The organism is Cronobacter sp. 153480017-3 (assembly GCF_053627815.1).
This window is the reverse complement of sequence record NZ_JBSEYN010000013.1, coordinates 44,689-61,839: the sequence shown is the minus strand read 5'-3', so window position 1 is coordinate 61,839 and position 17,151 is coordinate 44,689. Positions and strand designations below refer to the sequence as shown.

General features: G+C 57.8%; 18 protein-coding genes. 6 read left to right on the top strand and 12 right to left on the bottom strand.

What is annotated here, in order from left to right:
- Positions 1–59: 59 nt before the first annotated feature.
- Positions 60–680, top strand: coding sequence for a homoserine/homoserine lactone efflux protein (gene rhtB, locus ACUW6V_RS19885; RefSeq protein WP_014729807.1), 621 nt, complete (start codon positions 60–62; stop codon positions 678–680).
- Here rhtB and rhtC read toward each other — a convergent pair whose 3' ends face one another.
- From rhtC to pldA, 3 genes are all read right to left on the bottom strand, one after another.
- A complete protein-coding gene (gene rhtC, locus ACUW6V_RS19880; protein ID WP_012126036.1) occupies positions 681–1,301 on the bottom strand; it encodes a threonine export protein RhtC in 621 nt (206 codons plus the stop codon). It abuts the gene before it with no gap.
- A 59-nt stretch (positions 1,302–1,360) separates the two neighbouring features.
- The gene (gene recQ / locus ACUW6V_RS19875; protein ID WP_097650138.1) at positions 1,361–3,190 is read right to left on the bottom strand and encodes an ATP-dependent DNA helicase RecQ; all 1,830 of its coding nucleotides are present in this window, start codon (positions 3,188–3,190) and stop codon (positions 1,361–1,363) included.
- 67 nt (positions 3,191–3,257) lie between these two features.
- Positions 3,258–4,127, bottom strand: a complete 870-nt coding sequence (gene pldA / locus ACUW6V_RS19870; protein ID WP_004388410.1) for a phospholipase A — start codon at positions 4,125–4,127, stop codon at positions 3,258–3,260.
- A gap of 180 nt (positions 4,128–4,307) precedes the next feature.
- On the opposite strand from pldA, the gene yigI reads away from it, so the two are divergent.
- The 4 genes from yigI (at position 4,308) to ACUW6V_RS19850 (ending at position 6,764) form a co-directional block, all read left to right on the top strand.
- On the top strand, positions 4,308–4,778 hold the full coding sequence (gene yigI / locus ACUW6V_RS19865) for an acyl-CoA thioesterase YigI (protein ID WP_454038808.1): 471 nt from the start codon (positions 4,308–4,310) through the stop codon (positions 4,776–4,778).
- A gap of 52 nt (positions 4,779–4,830) precedes the next feature.
- Positions 4,831–5,724, top strand: coding sequence for an EamA family transporter RarD (gene rarD / locus ACUW6V_RS19860; RefSeq protein WP_007853847.1), 894 nt, complete (start codon positions 4,831–4,833; stop codon positions 5,722–5,724).
- A 189-nt stretch (positions 5,725–5,913) separates the two neighbouring features.
- Entirely contained in the window at positions 5,914–6,300 is a 387-nt protein-coding gene (locus tag ACUW6V_RS19855; RefSeq protein WP_007891388.1) for a hypothetical protein, read from the top strand.
- 59 nt (positions 6,301–6,359) lie between these two features.
- On the top strand, positions 6,360–6,764 hold the full coding sequence (locus tag ACUW6V_RS19850) for a DUF2628 domain-containing protein (protein ID WP_004388413.1): 405 nt from the start codon (positions 6,360–6,362) through the stop codon (positions 6,762–6,764).
- A 57-nt stretch (positions 6,765–6,821) separates the two neighbouring features.
- On the opposite strand, the gene corA is transcribed toward ACUW6V_RS19850, so the two are convergent.
- The 8 genes from corA to lptM all read right to left on the bottom strand — a co-directional run bounded on the left by corA (position 6,822) and on the right by lptM (position 13,934).
- Positions 6,822–7,772, bottom strand: a complete 951-nt coding sequence (corA, locus tag ACUW6V_RS19845; protein ID WP_004388415.1) for a magnesium/cobalt transporter CorA — start codon at positions 7,770–7,772, stop codon at positions 6,822–6,824.
- 152 nt (positions 7,773–7,924) lie between these two features.
- A complete protein-coding gene (ysgD, locus tag ACUW6V_RS19840) occupies positions 7,925–7,981 on the bottom strand; it encodes a YsgD/CorL family protein (RefSeq protein WP_350338730.1) in 57 nt (18 codons plus the stop codon).
- Positions 7,982–8,252: 271 nt separating this feature from the next.
- Positions 8,253–10,415, bottom strand: coding sequence for a DNA helicase II (uvrD, locus tag ACUW6V_RS19835; protein WP_004388416.1), 2,163 nt, complete (start codon positions 10,413–10,415; stop codon positions 8,253–8,255).
- Between the two features lie 139 nt (positions 10,416–10,554).
- Positions 10,555–11,271, bottom strand: coding sequence for a 5-amino-6-(5-phospho-D-ribitylamino)uracil phosphatase YigB (gene yigB / locus ACUW6V_RS19830; protein WP_454038807.1), 717 nt, complete (start codon positions 11,269–11,271; stop codon positions 10,555–10,557).
- A complete protein-coding gene (gene xerC / locus ACUW6V_RS19825; RefSeq protein WP_454038806.1) occupies positions 11,271–12,176 on the bottom strand; it encodes a tyrosine recombinase XerC in 906 nt (301 codons plus the stop codon). Before xerC ends, yigB begins: the two co-directional genes overlap by 1 nt.
- Positions 12,173–12,877 carry a DUF484 domain-containing protein gene (locus tag ACUW6V_RS19820; RefSeq protein WP_004388420.1) on the bottom strand — a complete coding sequence of 235 codons (705 nt, stop codon included), beginning with the start codon at positions 12,875–12,877 and terminating at the stop codon, positions 12,173–12,175. Before ACUW6V_RS19820 ends, xerC begins: the two co-directional genes overlap by 4 nt.
- Positions 12,874–13,698: a diaminopimelate epimerase gene (gene dapF, locus ACUW6V_RS19815; protein ID WP_014729811.1), complete on the bottom strand. Its 825-nt coding sequence runs from the start codon at positions 13,696–13,698 to the stop codon at positions 12,874–12,876. Before dapF ends, ACUW6V_RS19820 begins: the two co-directional genes overlap by 4 nt.
- Before the next feature lie 32 nt (positions 13,699–13,730).
- A complete protein-coding gene (gene lptM, locus ACUW6V_RS19810; protein ID WP_004388423.1) occupies positions 13,731–13,934 on the bottom strand; it encodes an LPS translocon maturation chaperone LptM in 204 nt (67 codons plus the stop codon).
- 166 nt (positions 13,935–14,100) lie between these two features.
- Between lptM and cyaY the strand changes: the two genes are divergently transcribed.
- Positions 14,101–14,421, top strand: a complete 321-nt coding sequence (cyaY, locus tag ACUW6V_RS19805) for an iron donor protein CyaY (protein WP_007704482.1) — start codon at positions 14,101–14,103, stop codon at positions 14,419–14,421.
- Here the strand turns inward: cyaY and cyaA are convergent, their stop codons facing one another.
- Positions 14,422–16,968 (bottom strand): class I adenylate cyclase, encoded by a 2,547-nt coding sequence (gene cyaA / locus ACUW6V_RS19800; protein WP_004388425.1) that lies wholly within the window; start codon positions 16,966–16,968, stop codon positions 14,422–14,424.
- Positions 16,969–17,151: the final 183 nt, after the last annotated feature.

Here is a 17,151-nt window from a genome sequence, read left to right as displayed (position 1 = left end):
AGCACATACCTCAACAATAGCGTATTGTGGCATAAAAGTGCGCAATCAGGGAGCTTCGCATGACCTTCGAGTGGTGGTGTACCTACCTTCTGACGACCCTTATTCTCAGCCTCTCGCCGGGTTCTGGCGCCATCAACACGATGAGCACCGCCATCAGCCACGGCTATCGCGGCGCAGCGGCGTCTATCGCCGGGCTACAGGCCGGTCTTGCGCTGCATATCGTGCTGGTTGGTATTGGTTTAGGCGCGCTCTTCTCCCGCTCCCTGATGGCCTTTGAGATCCTGAAATGGGCGGGCGCCGCGTATCTTATCTGGCTTGGCATTCAGCAGTGGCGCGCGGCGGGCGCCATCGATCTCAACGCGCTCGCGCAGAGCCAGCCGCGCAGCAGACTGTTTAAACGCGCGGTGTTTGTGAATCTGACCAACCCGAAAAGCATCGTGTTTCTCGCCGCGCTCTTTCCGCAGTTTATCGTGCCGCACCAGCCGCAGGCGATGCAGTATGTGGTGCTCGGGGTAACGACTATCGTGGTGGATATTATCGTGATGATTGGTTACGCGACGCTTGCGACAAGGATTCGCGGATGGATCAAAGGCCCGCATCAGATGAAGGCCCTGAATAAATTTTTTGGATCGCTGTTTATGCTGATTGGCGCGCTGCTTGCCACCGCGCGCCGCGCCTGATTAGCGAGAGATAATGAGATGAATGCCGAAGCCGGTGAACAGCGCGCCGGCGGTGCCGTCGATCCACTTCGCCAGACGCTGATAGCCCTGGCGCATTTTCGGCAGCGCGAAGACGCTCGCCACCAGCGCAAACCACGCGAAAGTCTCCAGCGCTATCAGCACGAAAATGCCCCAACGCGCGCTGGTGCCGACGCTGTCGCTGACAAATAGTGAAAAAACGCTGCCGAAGTAGATAACCGCTTTCGGGTTCGCCAGGTTGGTCAACATTCCTTTCAGAAAACTGCGCCCGCGCGCCGCCAGCTCAACTTGCGGCGTCTCGCCCGTCGGCGCGCTTTTCTTCAGCGCGCCACGCAGCATCTGATAACCCATCCAGCAGAGATAAAGCCCGCCGCCCACCACAATGATGTTATGCAGCCAGGCCATTTTTTCGAGGATCAGGTGCAGGCCGAGCAGCGCTACGCCGGACCACACCATGACGCCTGCGGTAATGCCCAGCACGCCCATCAGCGCCTCTTTGCGCGAGCGGCTGGCTGCGGTTTGCGAGACAAAAAAGAAGTCGGGGCCGGGGCTTGCCAGCGCCACCAGATGTACCATCGCGACGGTAAAAAACAGCGTTAACATAGAGGTTTGCCAGGTCAGAATCAGAGAACATTCATCCTGGCATGTTTGGGCGGGGCTGACTACTCTTCGTCGTCGCCGTCGACGTGCTGGCGGATGAGCGTCATAAACGGCCTGCCGAAGCGCTCCAGTTTACGGGTGCCGACGCCGTTAATGCCAAGCATTTCGCCGGGGCTGAGCGGCATTTGCTCAGCCATTTCAATCAGCGTCGCGTCGTTAAAGACGACATACGGCGGAATGTTTTCTTCGTCGGCGATGGCCTTACGCAGTTTGCGCAGTTTCGCAAACAGCTTGCGGTCATAATTGCCGCCGTACGATTTTTGCGCCACGCGCGGTTTGAGCGCCGCGACGCGCGGCACCGCCAGCATCAGCGGCGCTTCGCCACGCAGGAACGGGCGCGCCGCTTCGGTCAGCTGCAACGCCGAATGCTGCGCGATGTTCTGCGTCACCACGCCCAGATGAATAAGCTGGCGGATAACGCTGACCCAGTGCTCCTGGCTCTGATCGCGCCCGATGCCGTACACCTTGAGCTTGTCGTGGCCCAGTTCGCGGATGCGCTGGTTGTTCGCGCCGCGCAGCACTTCCACCACATAGCCCATCCCGAAGCGCTGCTCCACGCGCGCGATAGCCGACAGCGCTTTTTGCGCGTCCACCAGGCCATCGTAGCGGCGCGGCGGATCGAGACAGATATCGCAGTTGCCGCACGGTGCCTGACGCCCTTCGCCGAAATAGTTCAGCAGCACCAGACGGCGGCAGGTTTGCGCCTCGGCGAACGCGCCCATCGCGTTTAGCTTGTGACGCTCGATATCCTGCAGCGGGCCAGGCGCTTTTTCTTCCAGACAGCGGCGCAGCCACGCCATATCCGCCGGATCGTAAAACAGCATCGCCTCGGCAGGCAGGCCGTCGCGCCCGGCGCGACCCGTCTCCTGATAGTAGGATTCAATATTGCGGGGAATATCGAAGTGCACGACAAAGCGCACGTTGGGTTTGTTGATGCCCATACCGAACGCCACGGTCGCCACCACAATCTGTAAATCGTCGCGCTGGAATTTCTCCTGCACCGACGCGCGCACCTCATGCTCAAGGCCCGCGTGATAGGCGGCGGCGCTGATACCGCGGCTTTGCAGACGCGCGGCGGTGTCTTCCACTTTCGCGCGGCTGTTGCAGTAGATAATGCCGGATTTGCCGCGCTGTTCCTGCACATAGCGCATCAGCTGATCGAGCGGTTTGAATTTCTCCATCAGCATGTAGCGGATGTTCGGGCGGTCGAAACTGCTGATTTCAATCAGCGGATCGTCAAGGCCCAGCAGGCGAACAATATCGCGCCGCGTCGTGTCATCCGCCGTGGCGGTGAGCGCCATAAACGGCACCGCCGGGAAACGCGCGCGCAGCTGGCCGAGCGCCGCGTATTCCGGGCGGAAATCGTGGCCCCACTGGGAGATACAGTGCGCCTCATCCACCGCCACCATCGCCAGATCCCAGTAGCCCAGCGTGTCGATGAAGTTATCCATCATCAGTCTTTCCGGCGCGATGTAGAGCAGGCGCACCTGGCCGGTACGACAGCCCGCCATCACCGCCTGCTGCTCCTCGCGGCTCTGCGTCGAATTGAGGCACGCCGCGGCCACGCCGTTCGCCAGAAGCTGATCGACCTGGTCTTTCATCAGAGAAATCAGTGGAGAAACCACGATGGTCAGGCCGGTTTTCACCAGCGCCGGGATTTGATAACACAGCGATTTGCCGCCGCCGGTGGGCATCACCACCAGGCAGTCGCGCCCTTCAAGCACCGCGTCGATAATGGTGGCCTGGCCTGGACGGAACTGCTGATAGCCAAAGGTTTCCTGTAAAACCTGTTTAGCCAGCGTTTCCTGACTGTAAACTTCCGCCTGCGCCACACTCACTCCAGATACTGAAAATAAAACAGGCGCTATTTTCAGCGCCTGCGTCGGAAACTGCAATGCCTCAGAAGAGATCGTTAAGCATAACCCCAAAGCCAAAGCGAGTCTGGTTAAAGTTGTAATCAATTAACGATTCGCCGTAGCCGCTGTAGAGCTGGGTGTAGAGGCGCACGTGTTTCGTAATCGGGTAGCTCAGGCCAAGCTCCGCGCCGCCGTAACCGGTGTTCCAGTTATACTGGCCCTTCACGCTCCAGATTGCCTCGCCCCACTGATAGCCCACCTTAAGCTGGTAGTAGCCCATATATTTGGTGATGTCCGGGTTGTCGTCGGTATTGCCCACCACATACCACGGCTTCACTTCCACCAGCCAGTCGCCATTCTGCGCCATCAGGCGCGTATAGAGACGGTTCCAGCTGCGGGAAGTTGGGTCCGAGCGGCCATTCGACTGGTGGTTATAGCCAAATTCCACATCGCGCAGCGTCCAGCCCGCCAGCTCGTAGTCGGTCGCAAAGCCCAGGAACAGCTGCGGCTCATAGTTGGTCTCGCGAAACGGCGACGACTGGCCGCTGTTAGAGAGCTGCCACCAGGATTTCTGCGTATAGGAGCCGCCCAGTACCGAGTTCGGGCCCATAATCCCACGCCAGAACGGGAACGCCAGGCTCAGCTGGAATTTCACTTCGTCTTTACGCGCGTCATCCGCCCAGTCGTAAGACTTAATGGCTTCTTTATTGAGATCGTCGGTCACGGTGTAGAGCAGGTAGTTGCTCTCGTACGGGTAAAGCGTAAACGGGTTATCGTGATCCTGAAGCAGGTTGGCGATGATGCTGCCGCGAACGGCAGGCGCATCATGCACCTCTTTAATCGTCGCTTCCTGTGCTAATGCTGTGCATGGCAGCAACGTTGCCGCCATAAACCAACCCAGAAACGTGCGCATTTGGCAGTGTTCTCCTGAACGAATATTTCGATGGTGAATTATTATCCGGCAGATATTCTACATATTTATTTCGCGTCTGCTTAGTCCTGCTTTCTTAAACTGGAAAGCAACAAATGGGAAGCATAAAATCAACATTCATTTAACCTTATGTACCCACTCTTTTTGGACGAGGAAACCATCATGTCCGCAACTCTGCTGACCCCGGAAGCGGCTCTGCAACTGGTCGGCGAAATCTTTGTTTATCACATGCCGTTTAACCGTGCCCTGGGGCTGGAACTGGAACGTTACGAAAAAGAATATGCTCAGCTCGCCTTTAATAATCAGCCGATTCTGGTGGGCAACTGGGCGCAAAGCATTCTGCACGGCGGGGCGATTGCGTCGGCGCTCGACGTGGCGGCGGGCCTGGTGTGTGTCGGCAGCACGCTGACGCGTCATGACAGTATCAGCGAAGAAGAATTGCGCCAGCGGCTCTCCCGGATGGGCACGATTGATATGCGCGTCGACTATCTGCGGCCCGGCCGCGGCCAGCGCTTTACCGCCTCCAGCACGCTGCTGCGCGCGGGCAATAAAGTGGCGGTGGCGCGCGTCGAATTACATAACGAAGAGCAGGTCTATATCGCCAGCGCCACGGCCACCTACATGGTAGGGTAAGTCGCGCAATACTGATAAACTGCTCACACTTTTCTCATACCACGAGTTTCACATGGATGCTAAGCAGACGCGTCAGGGCGTATTCTTTGCGCTTGCCGCTTATTTTATCTGGGGCATTGCCCCCGCGTATTTCAAACTGATTCAGGCGGTTCCGGCCGATGAAATTCTGACGCACCGCGTTATCTGGTCCTTCTTTTTTATGCTGGCGCTCATCAGCCTGAGCCGCCAGTGGGGATCGGTGAAGCGGCTGTTCGCCACGCCGAAAAAAGTCTTTAGTCTGGCGCTCAGCGCCGTGCTGGTGGGCGGCAACTGGCTGCTGTTTATCTGGGCGGTGAATAATCATCACCTGCTGGAAGCGAGCCTCGGTTATTTCATTAATCCGCTGGTCAACGTGCTTTTGGGAATGATTTTCCTCGGCGAGCGTTTTCGCCGGATGCAGTGGCTGGCGGTGCTGCTGGCAGCCTGCGGCGTACTGGTACAACTCTGGACGTTCGGCTCGCTGCCGGTTATCGCGCTGGGCCTCGCGTTTAGCTTCGCATTCTATGGGCTGGTGCGTAAAAAGATCATGGTCGACGCCCAGACCGGCATGCTGATGGAAACCCTCTGGCTGCTGCCGGTTGCGGCGATTTATCTGTTCGGCATCGCCGACAGCCCGACCAGCCATATGGGCAGCAATCCGTGGTCGCTGAATCTGCTGCTGATGGCAGCGGGTGTGGTGACGACCATTCCGCTGCTCTGCTTTACCGCGGCGGCGACGCGCCTGCGCCTCTCCACGCTCGGCTTTTTCCAGTATATCGGCCCGACGCTGATGTTCCTGCTGGCGGTCGTTTTTTACGGCGAAGTGCCGGGGCCGGATAAAATGGTCACCTTCGGGTTTATCTGGCTGGCGCTGGCGATATTTATTATGGACGCGCTTTATACCCAACGGCGTTTACGCCAGCATTAAGAAAGACTTTTATAACAGGGCGTTACTGACGCCCTCTTTTCTTTCCTTACACCAAATAATCCTGTTTCTCACCTACTGATATTAGCCGGGACGCGCGCCTTGCAACCCGATGCCCCTTACCTATAATCCGGCCTTTATGCATTACGCCATCTGCTGTTTCGTGATAACAGAGGCGCAAAAGGTATTTTCATGTCAGCCCTGTTTGCTTTCTTTTTCCCGCCGCGCACGGCCACACTGCGCCGTCTGCCTTATCTGGGATGGCTGTTCGGTTTGCTGTTCGGTCTGGGCCTGCTACTTGCGATTACGCCTGACGATGTGGCGCTGGCTCTCTTTTTAATGGCTCTCTTGCTCTATTACCGCGCCGGTGCGCTGCGTGCTCGTGACGCCGGTCTGAAAGCGCGGCGTTACCTTCTGCTTTCGCTGGCCATGTTTCTCATTGGGTTTGGGCTGGCCTGGCTGCGTGATTTCGGCGCGGACAGCATGCCGTTCATGAAATTCGGCTGGGGTTTTCAGGTAATAATGACGCTGCTCTTACTGGCCGCCCCGTCGCATCAAACAGTGACAAAGACCGCATAATATCGGGCGGCATCGTCGCCCGAATCAACGACTATTTCAGGCGTAAAGGAGCCTTACTGATGTCCAATATGGAAAACGACAAAAAGAATTACGACTACATGGCCGATCCGAAATTAAGCGACAAGTGGAAATTTCGCTTTAAGTTCATTGAAGATCACGGTTATCCGGCCGTGCTGGTTCCAACGCCCGCGTGGCGTGACGCGCTGAAAAAAATGAGCATTAAGGAACGTCTGACAGTATCCCTTAATTTCATCACCTATTTTTTCAGCTTCATCTATCTGGCCATTCTGGGGCTGTGGAAGAAAAGTATTATTTGCGTGCTGGCCATCTTTGTCGTTGCAATTATCAGCGACCTGCTGAATATGAGGTCGCTGATATATATCGTCCCGTTCTATTTCGCCTGTCGCACCAACGTCTGGTATTACGATCTTAAAGTCAAAGGCAAGCATGACTGGAGCCTGTAAGGTTCCGCGCCTTGCCCTGTAAAAAAAAGCCTCTTTATGGAAGAGGCTTTTTTGTTTTTATAACCAGTTCTTACGCTTGAAGTAGAGATAAGGCGCCAGCCCCGCCAGCAGCATCGCGACAATCGCGCCGGGGTAGCCATAGCTCCAGTGCAGTTCGGGCATAAACTCGAAGTTCATCCCGTAGCTGGAGGCCACCAGCGTCGGCGGCAGGAAGACCACGGACACCACCGAGAAGATTTTGATAATGCGGTTCTGCTCGATGTTGATAAAGCCCATCGCCGCCTGCATCAGGAAGTTCACCTTCTGGAACAGCGATTCGTTATGCGGCAGCAGGGATTCGATATCGCGCAGGATCTCACGCGCCTGCTCCAGCTGACCGCCCGGCAGACGCGCCTTGCGCACCAGGAAATTTAGCGCGCGCTGGGTATCCATCAGGCACAGACGCACTTTCCAGCCGGTATCCTCCAGCTCAGCCAGCGTCGAGAGCGCCTCGTCATATTCATCGCCCTGATGCCCTTCCATAATGACGCGGCTCAGGTTTTCGAGATCGCTGTAGATGTTTTCTATCTCGTCCGCCAGCTGTTCGATTTTCGTTTCAAAGAGATCGAGCAGCAGTTCGTAGGCGTTGCCGTCCATCATCGACTGGCTGCGCGCGCGCATGCGGTACAACCGAAACGCCGGCAGCTCGCGTTCGCGCAGCGTAAACAGCCGCCCGTTACGAATGGTGAACGCCACGGTGGAGTTGCCGCCGTGATCTTCCGCGTCTTCATAAAAGAAAAACGAGTGAATATGCAGCCCGTCTTCATCTTCGAAGAAGCGGGCGGAGGCTTCGATATCCTCCAGTTCCGGGCGTGTCGCCAGGCTTTGGCCAAGTTCCGTTTGCACGCGCTGTCGTTCGCTCTCTTCCGGCTCCACCAGGTCAACCCAGATGGAATCTTTCAGCGAAACGGCCTCGTCAACTTCGAGGCGGGATAGTTTGTTATTTTCCAGTTGAAATGCGCTCAGCATGACCGGGACTCCCAAAAAAACAAATTCTGGACAGTTCGGTTGGGCACACAGAAACAGATTGGGTTTCAGACCATTAAACAGCCTGACTCAGCGCGACGGGAGAGAAAACGGTCGCTGACAACCACTAAGGCCATCAGCGTAAGAGGATAGCCTTAGGAGTTGTTCCTGTTTGACAGGTTTTTGAGCCAGCATCTACTGGGTGTGTCCAAGGCGAATGTCCTCTTAGCGTAATCGTGGGCGCATGTTACGCCACCAAAAATTAGGCGTCAACACGTACACTTAAGATAAAACACCTCAATGATTGAAAAGAATTATAGTGCCTGAGAGCGCCTTTTGCCGGACCGTTTTCGCGCTCCGCTTCCTGCCATTCCCGGGCGATTATCGCCGCGCCAGATGACAGAAAATCCAGCGCGCGGTGAAGAAATAAAAAAGCCGCCGACGCGACGCGCCAGCGGCCTGAGTGCCCTGCACAGAAAGACGTCAGACGGTTTCGAGGCGCGCGTAAGCGGCCACCAGCCATTTGATGCCCTGACCGTTGAACGCCACCTGCAACCGGCTGTGTTCGCCGCTGCCTTCGAGATTTACGATGGTGCCTTCACCGAATTTCGGGTGGCGCACGCGCTGGCCAAGCTTATAACCGGAGTCGTTCTGCGCTATCGGCGCGCCCAGCTGCTTATGGCTGACCGGACGGCTCACGCTCGCGCGCAGGCGCACTTCTTCCACACAGCCTTCCGGCAACTCAGCGATAAACCGCGACGGACGGTGATACGCCTCTTTGCCGTACAGTCGACGGGTTTCCGCATAGGTGAGCGTCAGCTTCTGCATGGCGCGGGTAACGCCCACATAGGCCAGGCGTCGCTCCTCTTCCAGACGCCCGCCTTCATCGAGCGACATCTGGCTTGGGAACATCCCCTCTTCCATCCCGACGATAAACACCTGCGGGAATTCCAGCCCTTTAGCGGAGTGCAGCGTCATCAGCTGCACCGCATCCTGCCAGGCGTCGGCCTGCCCTTCGCCCGCTTCCAGCGCCGCGTGGGACAAAAACGCCTGCAGCGGCATTAGATCTTCGTCTTCTTCGTTGTAGCTGAACTGGCGCGTCGCCGTCACCAGTTCTTCTAAGTTTTCGATACGCGCCTGGCCCTTCTCGCCTTTTTCCTGCTCGTACATCAGCCACAGGCCGGAATCTTTAATTACCCGGTCAGTCTGCACGTGCAGCGGCATATCGATGGTTTCATGCGCCAGCGCTTCGATAAGCTCAAGGAAACGCTGCAAAGCGCTGGCGGCGCGGCCGGCCAGGGCTTTTTCCTGCAACAGCTGGCGGCACGCCTGCCAGAGCGTCAGCTGGCGGTCGCGCGCGGTCTGGCGCACGACATCCAGCGTGCGGTCACCGATGCCGCGCGTCGGCGTGTTCACCACGCGCTCAAAGGCCGCGTCGTCGTTGCGGTTGGCGATAAGACGCAGGTAGGAGAGCGCATCTTTGATTTCCTGGCGTTCGAAGAATCGCATGCCGCCGTAGATGCGATACGGCATGCTCGCCTGTAACAGCGCCTCTTCCAGCACGCGCGACTGGGCGTTGCTGCGATAGAGAATGGCGCAATCCTGCAACGCGCCGCCGTTCTCCTGCCACACCTTGATGCGGTTGACCACAAAGCGCGCTTCATCCAGCTCGTTGAACGCGCAGTAGAGAGAGATAGGTTCGCCGTCGCTGCCGTCGGTCCACAGCTCTTTACCAAGACGCCCGGCGTTATTGGCGATCAGGGCGTTCGCGGCGTTAAGAATATTGTTGGTGGAGCGGTAGTTTTGTTCGAGACGAATGGTCTGTGCGCCCGGAAAGTCATTCAGGAAGCGCTGAATATTCTCCACCTGCGCGCCGCGCCAGCCGTAAATCGACTGGTCATCGTCACCCACGATCATCACTTTGCCGGTGTCGCCCGCCAGCAGGCGGATCCAGGCGTACTGAATGCCGTTGGTGTCCTGGAACTCATCCACCAGAATATTGGTGAAGCGCTCGCGGTAGTGATTGAGGATATGCGGTTTGTTGAGCCACAGCTCATGGGCGCGCAGCAGCAGCTCGGCGAAATCCACCAGCCCCGCGCGGTCGCAGGCTTCCTGATACGCCTGATACACCTTCTGCCAGGTCTGCTCTACCGGGTTGCCGTAGCTCTGAATATGGTGCGGACGCAGGCCGTCATCTTTTTTGCCGTTGATGTACCACATCGCCTGGCGCGGCGGCCACTGCTTCTCGTCGAGGTTCATCGCCTTGATGAGACGCTTGAGCAGGCGCAGCTGATCTTCGCTGTCGAGGATCTGGAAATCCTGCGGCAGGTTGGCGTCCATATGGTGCGCGCGCAGCAGGCGATGGGCGAGACCGTGGAACGTGCCGACCCACATGCCGCCCTGGCTGGTGCCCATCAGTTGGCCGATGCGGTGGCGCATCTCCGCCGCCGCTTTGTTGGTAAAGGTCACCGCCATGATGGAGTACGGCGAACAGTTTTCTACCATCATCAGCCAGGCGATACGATGCACCAGCACGCGCGTCTTTCCGCTGCCCGCGCCCGCCAGCACCAGCATATTGCTGCGCGGCGCGGCTACGGCTTCACGCTGTTTATCGTTAAGGCTGTCGAGCAGGTAAGAAACGTCCATTGATTGGCACCGCCGCGTTAAAAACAGAAAAAACACAAAACGCCCGCAGGCGTCTCGCTAACCAGGCTTACGGGATATCAGGCAACGATACACATGCCGCCTGCCGAAAAACCTGGAATTATATACAGAGTAGTGATGATTATATCAGCGAGGTCAGGGATGCCAACCGCGAAATCTCCAGATGCGGCAACAAGCGGCTGTCATCTATCTGCATCAGGTCGCCATCGAGCAGGTTTATCCAGCACGCCTGCACGCCGGAGCGGATAGCGCCCGCCACGTCGGTGGTCAGGTCGTCGCCCACGTGCAGAATAGCCTCGGGCGCCACGCCAAGCTTCTGCGCGGCCAGATGATACATATCGCTGTACGGCTTGGCGCGGCCGTGCGGCCCGGCGCGCAGCACAAACTGAAACAGATCGCCTAAGCCGAACTGTTCCGGCTCGGCGTTACCGTTGGTGATGGCCACCAGCGGCCACTTTTTCGCGAGCTGCTGCAACGCCTCAAGATTTTCCTCAGGCACCTCGATGCGGCTGCGCCAGCGGGCGAAGTTCAGCATCGCCTCGTTCGCGCCTTCAGACGCCTCATGGGCAGAAAGCCCGGCCTCCAGCATCACGTGTTCAATGGCGCACCGCCGCCATTCGGTCACATCGTGATAAATCTCCGGCTCCTGCTGGCGCAGCGCCGTTCGGGCGCGGTGCAAATCCGCGGCGGTGAACGCGCTGAGCCGCGGGTGATAGCGCTGCATAAACGCCAGCGTCTCTTGCTCAGTGCGGGCGATAACCGGACGGTTATCGTAGAGCGTATCGTCAAGATCGAACGTCAGGGCGGCAATCGCGCCCAGCGGACGGTAGAAGTACATTACGGTTTTCCTCGTCTGGCGCGTGGGTGCGCCGCGTCGTAGACCGAAGCCAGATGCTGGAAATCGAGATGCGTATAGATCTGGGTGGTCGAGAGATTGGCGTGGCCCAGCAGCTCCTGAACCGCGCGCAGATCGCCGCTGGATTCCAGCATATGTGTCGCAAAAGAGTGGCGCAGCTTATGCGGATGAACATGACTGTTCAGCCCCTGTTTGATGCCCCACTCCGCAAAGCGTTTTTGCACATTACGCGCCGAGATGCGTTTACCTTGCTTTGATAAAAATAGCGCGTCGTCGTCGGGGCCGAACAGCTCACGCAGGTTCAGCCAGCGTTCAATCCAGGCAACCGCGCTGCGCCCTATCGGCAGGCGGCGCTCTTTGCTGCCTTTTCCCATCACCCAGACTTCACCACTGGCGAGATCGAGATGATTGCAGTCGATATTGACCAGCTCGGACAGACGCAGCCCGGCACCGTACATGATTTCGAGCATCGCGCGATCGCGTACCGCCAGCGGATCGTTAAGATCGATATCCAGCAGCCGGTTGACGTCATCCACGTCGATGTTTTTCGGCAGATGGCGCGGGGTTTTCGGTGTGCTGACGCCTTTGGCCGGGTTCGCTTTTAGCTCGCCCTGGCTTACCTGCCAGTCGAAAAAACTACGCAGCGCCGAGAGACGCAGCGCCAGGCTCGACGGCCCCAGCCCGGCGCGACGGCTGCGTACCGCGAGCGATCGAACCATCGCGGCGTCGCACTGCGCCCAGCTTTTAAGCCCCGCCTCGCCCGCCAGCCCGACAATCGCCGTCAGTTGCCGCTCGTAATTAAGCAGCGTCACGGGGCTTAACTGGCGCTCCACTTTCAGATAACGCAGAAAGCGCGCAATGGGCGGGTGCAGCGGCGAGTCGGTCATACGCGTTCAATCCAGCGGGCAAGAAGATCGGGCAGCATCAGCGACAGCTCATGCAGCAGTTGTGTGCCCTGCCCTTGTTGATAGTGCTGCGGGTCGCGGCTGCTGAAAATCAGTACGCCGAGCTCGCCATGTTCGCCAAGCAGCGACATCGCCACCGATCCGATGGCTTTCGCCTCCGGCAATACCACCAGCAGTTCCGGGCCGTTCAGCGTTCCCAGATAGTGCGTCTGCTGGCCGAGACGCTGAATACGCACCGGCTCAAACGCCTGACGCGACAGCGCCAGATGGGTAAAGCCGGAGGGCGCGCCAAGCCGCCAGCGCTCCGGGAACAGGCGAATGCTCGCACCCGCAAGCCCCATATCGCGCGCCCAGCGGTTAAGGCGCTCCAGCATCTCCTGAAGACTGCCGGCGCAGGCGAGCCGCCCCTGCAATTTCAACAGGCGATAAAATAACCCTTCGTTGGCGCTCGCCTGTTCCATCAACAACGTCATGTTTTCTTCCAGTTCGTTGATGTGGTTACGCGCGCGCGCCATGTGCCACTCCACCAGCGAAACCGTTCCGCGCACCGGGTGCGGCACGCGGATCTGCTCCACCATCGCGGCGTTGCGGATAAAAAAATCGGGATGGCGCAGCAGATAGTCGAGCACCGCGTCGTCATCAAGCGTTGCCAGCGTCTCCTGCTGTTCTCCAGCCTTACTCATAAGTGAATAAATCCATCATAAACGTGGGTGGCGGGGCCGGTCATAAAGAGCGGATTACCAGGCCCCTTCCAGGCGATGTCGAGACGACCACCAGGCAAGTCGACACGCACCTGGGCGGACAGCAGCCCCTGCTGAATGCCGACCGCGACCGCGCCGCACGCGCCGCTGCCACAGGCCTGCGTTTCGCCCGCGCCGCGCTCAAACACGCGCAGCCGGATGTGTTCCGTATTCATCACCTGCATAAAACCGATGTTGGCGCGCTCCGGGAAGCGCTCATGGCTTTCCATTAGCGGCCCGAGCGTCTCCACCGGCGCGGTGGCGACGTCATCGACCTGAATCACGCAGTGCGGGTTGCCCATCGACACCACACCGCACAGCACCGTTTGTTCGGCAGCGCGCATAATGTAGGTCTTCTCAGCTTTGTTGGCGCGAAACGGCACCAGCGAGGGTTCGAAAACCGGCTCGCCCATGTTCACGCGCACCAGTTCATCTTCATTGACCGTTAACACCATGCGGCCATTCGCGGTGCTGACGCGGATTTCCCGCTTGTTGGTCAACCCTTTGAGGCGCACGAAACGGGCGAAACAGCGCGCGCCGTTGCCGCACTGCGCCACTTCGCTGCCGTCGGCGTTAAAAATGCGGTAGTGAAAATCGAGATCGGGATCGTAGGGCGGTTCGACCACCAGCAGTTGATCGAACCCCACGCCCTGATGTCTGTCCGCCAGGCGGCGGATCATGTCAGGCGAAAAGAAGACATTTTGCGTCACCGCGTCCACGACCATAAAGTCGTTACCCAGGCCATGCATTTTAGAGAACTGCATTGTTGTACTCCGTTTGCGCGGTTACGAGTCGGTTACTGCCTGCTGACCTGCGTCGGGCCATCGGTATCGCCACGGTTGTTGGTATCCGGGATGGTCGTCTCGGTTTGCTGTTCCGGCGCTTTCTGCGGCTGGGCTTTGCTGTCTGCTGGCGGGAAGTAAAGCGGGCCTTTCAGACCGCAACCGGTGAGGCTAAACAGGGTCAGCATCACTGCCAGAGAGCGAAAAATCGTTTTCATTTATCGGTGCCTGTTGTTCATTCATCTGTTTTCTATCATCGCAGGTGAAGATGCAAAAGCAAGAGTTTGCGTCACGCCGGATGACACAAAAGCCGTTCCGCCCGCCGGTTTCTATTCCCGGCTATTGCTTTTATACTGCCGCCATCGCCTACAACAGGAAACCAACATGAACGACAGTGAATTTCACCGCCTGGCCGACGGCCTGTGGATGACCATTGAAGAGCGTCTCGACGCGTGGGATGGCGACAGCGATATCGACTGCGAAATCAACGGCGGCGTGCTGACGCTCTCGTTTGAAAACGGCAGCAAAATCATTATCAACCGTCAGGAGCCGCTGCATCAGGTGTGGCTGGCGACCAAACAGGGCGGTTATCACTTCGATTATAAAAACGACGAATGGATTTGCGATCGCAGCGGTGAACGCTTCTGGGATCTGCTGGAAACCGCCGCCACGCAGCAGGCGGGCGAGGCGGTCAGCTTTCGTTAATCAGGACTGATATTGCTGTAACAGCGGCGTGGCGCTGTCGTCATCGTTGAGCGGCGTCACGGCTTTGATGGTCTGCGTGCGGAAGGGAATCACCTGCTGGCGGCCATCGACCTTCACAATCTGGTAGAACTGCGGCAGGTTGAAGTTGACGAAGCTTGAACCGTAGGTAAAGCGGTCATGCGATGACGAGTAGAACCGGCTGACGTCGCGCACCAGCTCCTCTTTGCTGCCTTCGCAGTGGTGATACACCTCGGCGCGGTTGCTTTCATCGAGAATATAGATGTTAAAGCCGTCGTCATTAGTCTCTTCAAAGAAGAACTGAATAATCCCTTCGCTTGCAAAGCCATCGACCACCGACGGCAGTTCAACGTGATCGGTTTCCACCTGAACAGACAGGCCGTGCAGTTTGTTATGCGAAATCGCGCCATAAAACTCAATGGCGTTTTCCAGCTTCTGTACCGAGACGTTAAGCCGCTCGAAGAACAGGCCCCAGGTCTGGCCCGCCACGCGCAGCGCTTTGAAACGGCCTGGCTCCAGACGGGTGCTGGAGAGACGAAACTCAATACACTCGGACACCAGCTGCTGCACGCGGGTGCGGATAAGCCCGCGCAGATGCTGGCTGTAGCAGAACACTTCGACGCTGTCCGGCGGCGCAGCGTCCTGATGCATTTTGCCAAGAATCGTTTTCAGCGCCTCGATCATCGCCTGTTCGCCATTGAAATGCAGCGTGCGCACTTCGTTCCACGAGTTGCGATAGAGCAGGTCGATACTGCCGACCAGGCACTGCTGCTGCTCGCCGAAGCTGAACACATCAAGCTTACGGAAATCGAAATGCACCACCTGATTGCGGAACGCCGTCGTCGGGTCATATTCCAGGTTGACGATGATCGCCAGATGGCGGATTTCGCACGGGCTGTAGAGCGCTTTTGGCGTCGGTGCCGGTAACCGCAGCGGGAAATGGTGCGACACATCCGCCACCAGCTCCTGCAATTTCGGCAGATCGCAGATGCCGTTGCCCTTAATAAACAGGCGGGTGCGCGACGTCAGCAGGCCGTTAAACCACGCCCATGCCACCAGCTTATTAAGATAACGGTTATATTCCAGCGGCTGATGGCTGATGATGGAATCCATGCTCGGCGCGCGGTTGTAGAGATACCACCCGGTGCGGTTGGCGCGGCCCGGCGGCACATGGATGAAGGTGAGCGTCGGCTCGGAGAGATCCGGCGAAATCTGCGGGTTCACCAGCGTCACTTTCCCCGGCAGCGCTTCAAACGCGGCATAGAGTTTGCGCGTCAGCACGCCGATATCCTGCGGGCTTGCGGAGACGCTCAGGTTATTGCGGCGCGCGAAGCGGATCAGATTACGATAGCTCTGCATCATCGCGTCGAGCAGCTCGTTATGCGCCTCGCGCACCTGGTCGATTTTCCAGTTGGCGCGGTTATCAAGCATCGTCAGGCGCGCTTCATCCCAGCCCCACTCTTTCACCAGCTGGCTTACCACCTCGCGACGCCAGCCGACACAAGCGCGCTCGCGGGAGAGTTTTTCGCACACTTTCAGGTAGAAGCAGCGGCGCACGAGATCGAGGCGCGCGCTGTCGTCGATAGCCGTCAGATAGTGCGTGACGCGCTCCAGCATCATGCAGTAAGGATCGAGCCCGAACGAGACGATTTCGCCGTCATGCAGGCGCTGTTTGATATCTTTCGCGAGCAGGCGAGTGTTCGGATATTCCCAGGAATAGGCTTCCAGCAGCAGCGTTTTCAGCACGGCTTTATATGGGGAATCGATGCTTTTATAGAGCTGCCAGAGGCTCGCGCCGAAATATTCTTCGGCAGAAAGAGAACTTAAGCCGCCCAGATCCAGCCACTCGTTTGGCGTCAGCACGCCCTGCGCGTAGAGCGTCATCACGTAATCGTCGTAATGCTCTTCTTCGTCACACGGCACCATGTTCCAGAGAATACGTTTGCCGGCCATGCGTACGGCGGTGCGGTAGAACTCGTCCAGCAGCAAAATATGCTGCGTCGAGCCGCAGTCTTCGCCGCCGAGGCTGCCGCTTTCATTATGGCGGAAGCGGTTTTCATCAATCAGGAAGAAACTGACCTCGACGCCCAGCGACGCCGCCCAGCTTTCCAGCAGGCTGCATTTACGCTGCAGCAACTGGCGCTCGTCGTTATCAAGCCAGGCCTGATGGCAGACCCAGATGTCGAGATCGGACGAACAGCTCTGCCCCACAGAGGAGGTGCTGCCCATCGAATAGATGCCGGTAATCGGCAGTTCGCCCTGTACCGTTTGCTGTGCAGGCATGCCGCGCTGGGTTTCCAGCTCGTTCAGGTAGTGGCGTTGGGTTTCATCAGGCGTGTAGAGGCAAATGCCGTAGGGAACGTTACCTTCAAGGTAACCCGGCATCAGCGGATGGTGATAATGCAGTAATGTTGGCAGCAGACTGTAGACCTGTTGGAAAGCAGGCCCCATGGCAGCAAGCGCGCGATCCACACGCAATTGATTGATGGCATCCAGTCTCTGCTTCAGTGTCTCAATATAGAGGTACAAGACGTATCGCCTGATGGTTACAGAATGTAAACAGTGTTCACCGTTGTGTCGCCCTTGTGATTATGGTGTGACGGGCAAACAAATGGCTCAAAACGTGATCAATCTAACACCTTGTAGATTGACCGTAAAGAAAGATGCGCTACAGATAATTATAGCACCGTTCCCCTGCCCTTAGCGCCTTTC

Excerpts from the sequence above, each read along its gene's own strand:
- rhtB (WP_014729807.1), top strand. The coding sequence starts at position 60 with ATGACCTTCGAGTGGTGGTGTACCTACCTTCTGACGACCCTTATTCTC.
- rhtC (WP_012126036.1), bottom strand. The coding sequence starts at position 1,301 with ATGTTAACGCTGTTTTTTACCGTCGCGATGGTACATCTGGTGGCGCTG.
- pldA (WP_004388410.1), bottom strand. The coding sequence starts at position 4,127 with ATGCGCACGTTTCTGGGTTGGTTTATGGCGGCAACGTTGCTGCCATGC.
- yigI (WP_454038808.1), top strand. The coding sequence starts at position 4,308 with ATGTCCGCAACTCTGCTGACCCCGGAAGCGGCTCTGCAACTGGTCGGC.
- rarD (WP_007853847.1), top strand. The coding sequence starts at position 4,831 with ATGGATGCTAAGCAGACGCGTCAGGGCGTATTCTTTGCGCTTGCCGCT.
- ACUW6V_RS19855 (WP_007891388.1), top strand. The coding sequence starts at position 5,914 with ATGTCAGCCCTGTTTGCTTTCTTTTTCCCGCCGCGCACGGCCACACTG.
- ACUW6V_RS19850 (WP_004388413.1), top strand. The coding sequence starts at position 6,360 with ATGTCCAATATGGAAAACGACAAAAAGAATTACGACTACATGGCCGAT.
- corA (WP_004388415.1), bottom strand. The coding sequence starts at position 7,772 with ATGCTGAGCGCATTTCAACTGGAAAATAACAAACTATCCCGCCTCGAA.
- uvrD (WP_004388416.1), bottom strand. The coding sequence starts at position 10,415 with ATGGACGTTTCTTACCTGCTCGACAGCCTTAACGATAAACAGCGTGAA.
- yigB (WP_454038807.1), bottom strand. The coding sequence starts at position 11,271 with ATGTACTTCTACCGTCCGCTGGGCGCGATTGCCGCCCTGACGTTCGAT.
- xerC (WP_454038806.1), bottom strand. The coding sequence starts at position 12,176 with ATGACCGACTCGCCGCTGCACCCGCCCATTGCGCGCTTTCTGCGTTAT.
- ACUW6V_RS19820 (WP_004388420.1), bottom strand. The coding sequence starts at position 12,877 with ATGAGTAAGGCTGGAGAACAGCAGGAGACGCTGGCAACGCTTGATGAC.
- dapF (WP_014729811.1), bottom strand. The coding sequence starts at position 13,698 with ATGCAGTTCTCTAAAATGCATGGCCTGGGTAACGACTTTATGGTCGTG.
- lptM (WP_004388423.1), bottom strand. The coding sequence starts at position 13,934 with ATGAAAACGATTTTTCGCTCTCTGGCAGTGATGCTGACCCTGTTTAGC.
- cyaY (WP_007704482.1), top strand. The coding sequence starts at position 14,101 with ATGAACGACAGTGAATTTCACCGCCTGGCCGACGGCCTGTGGATGACC.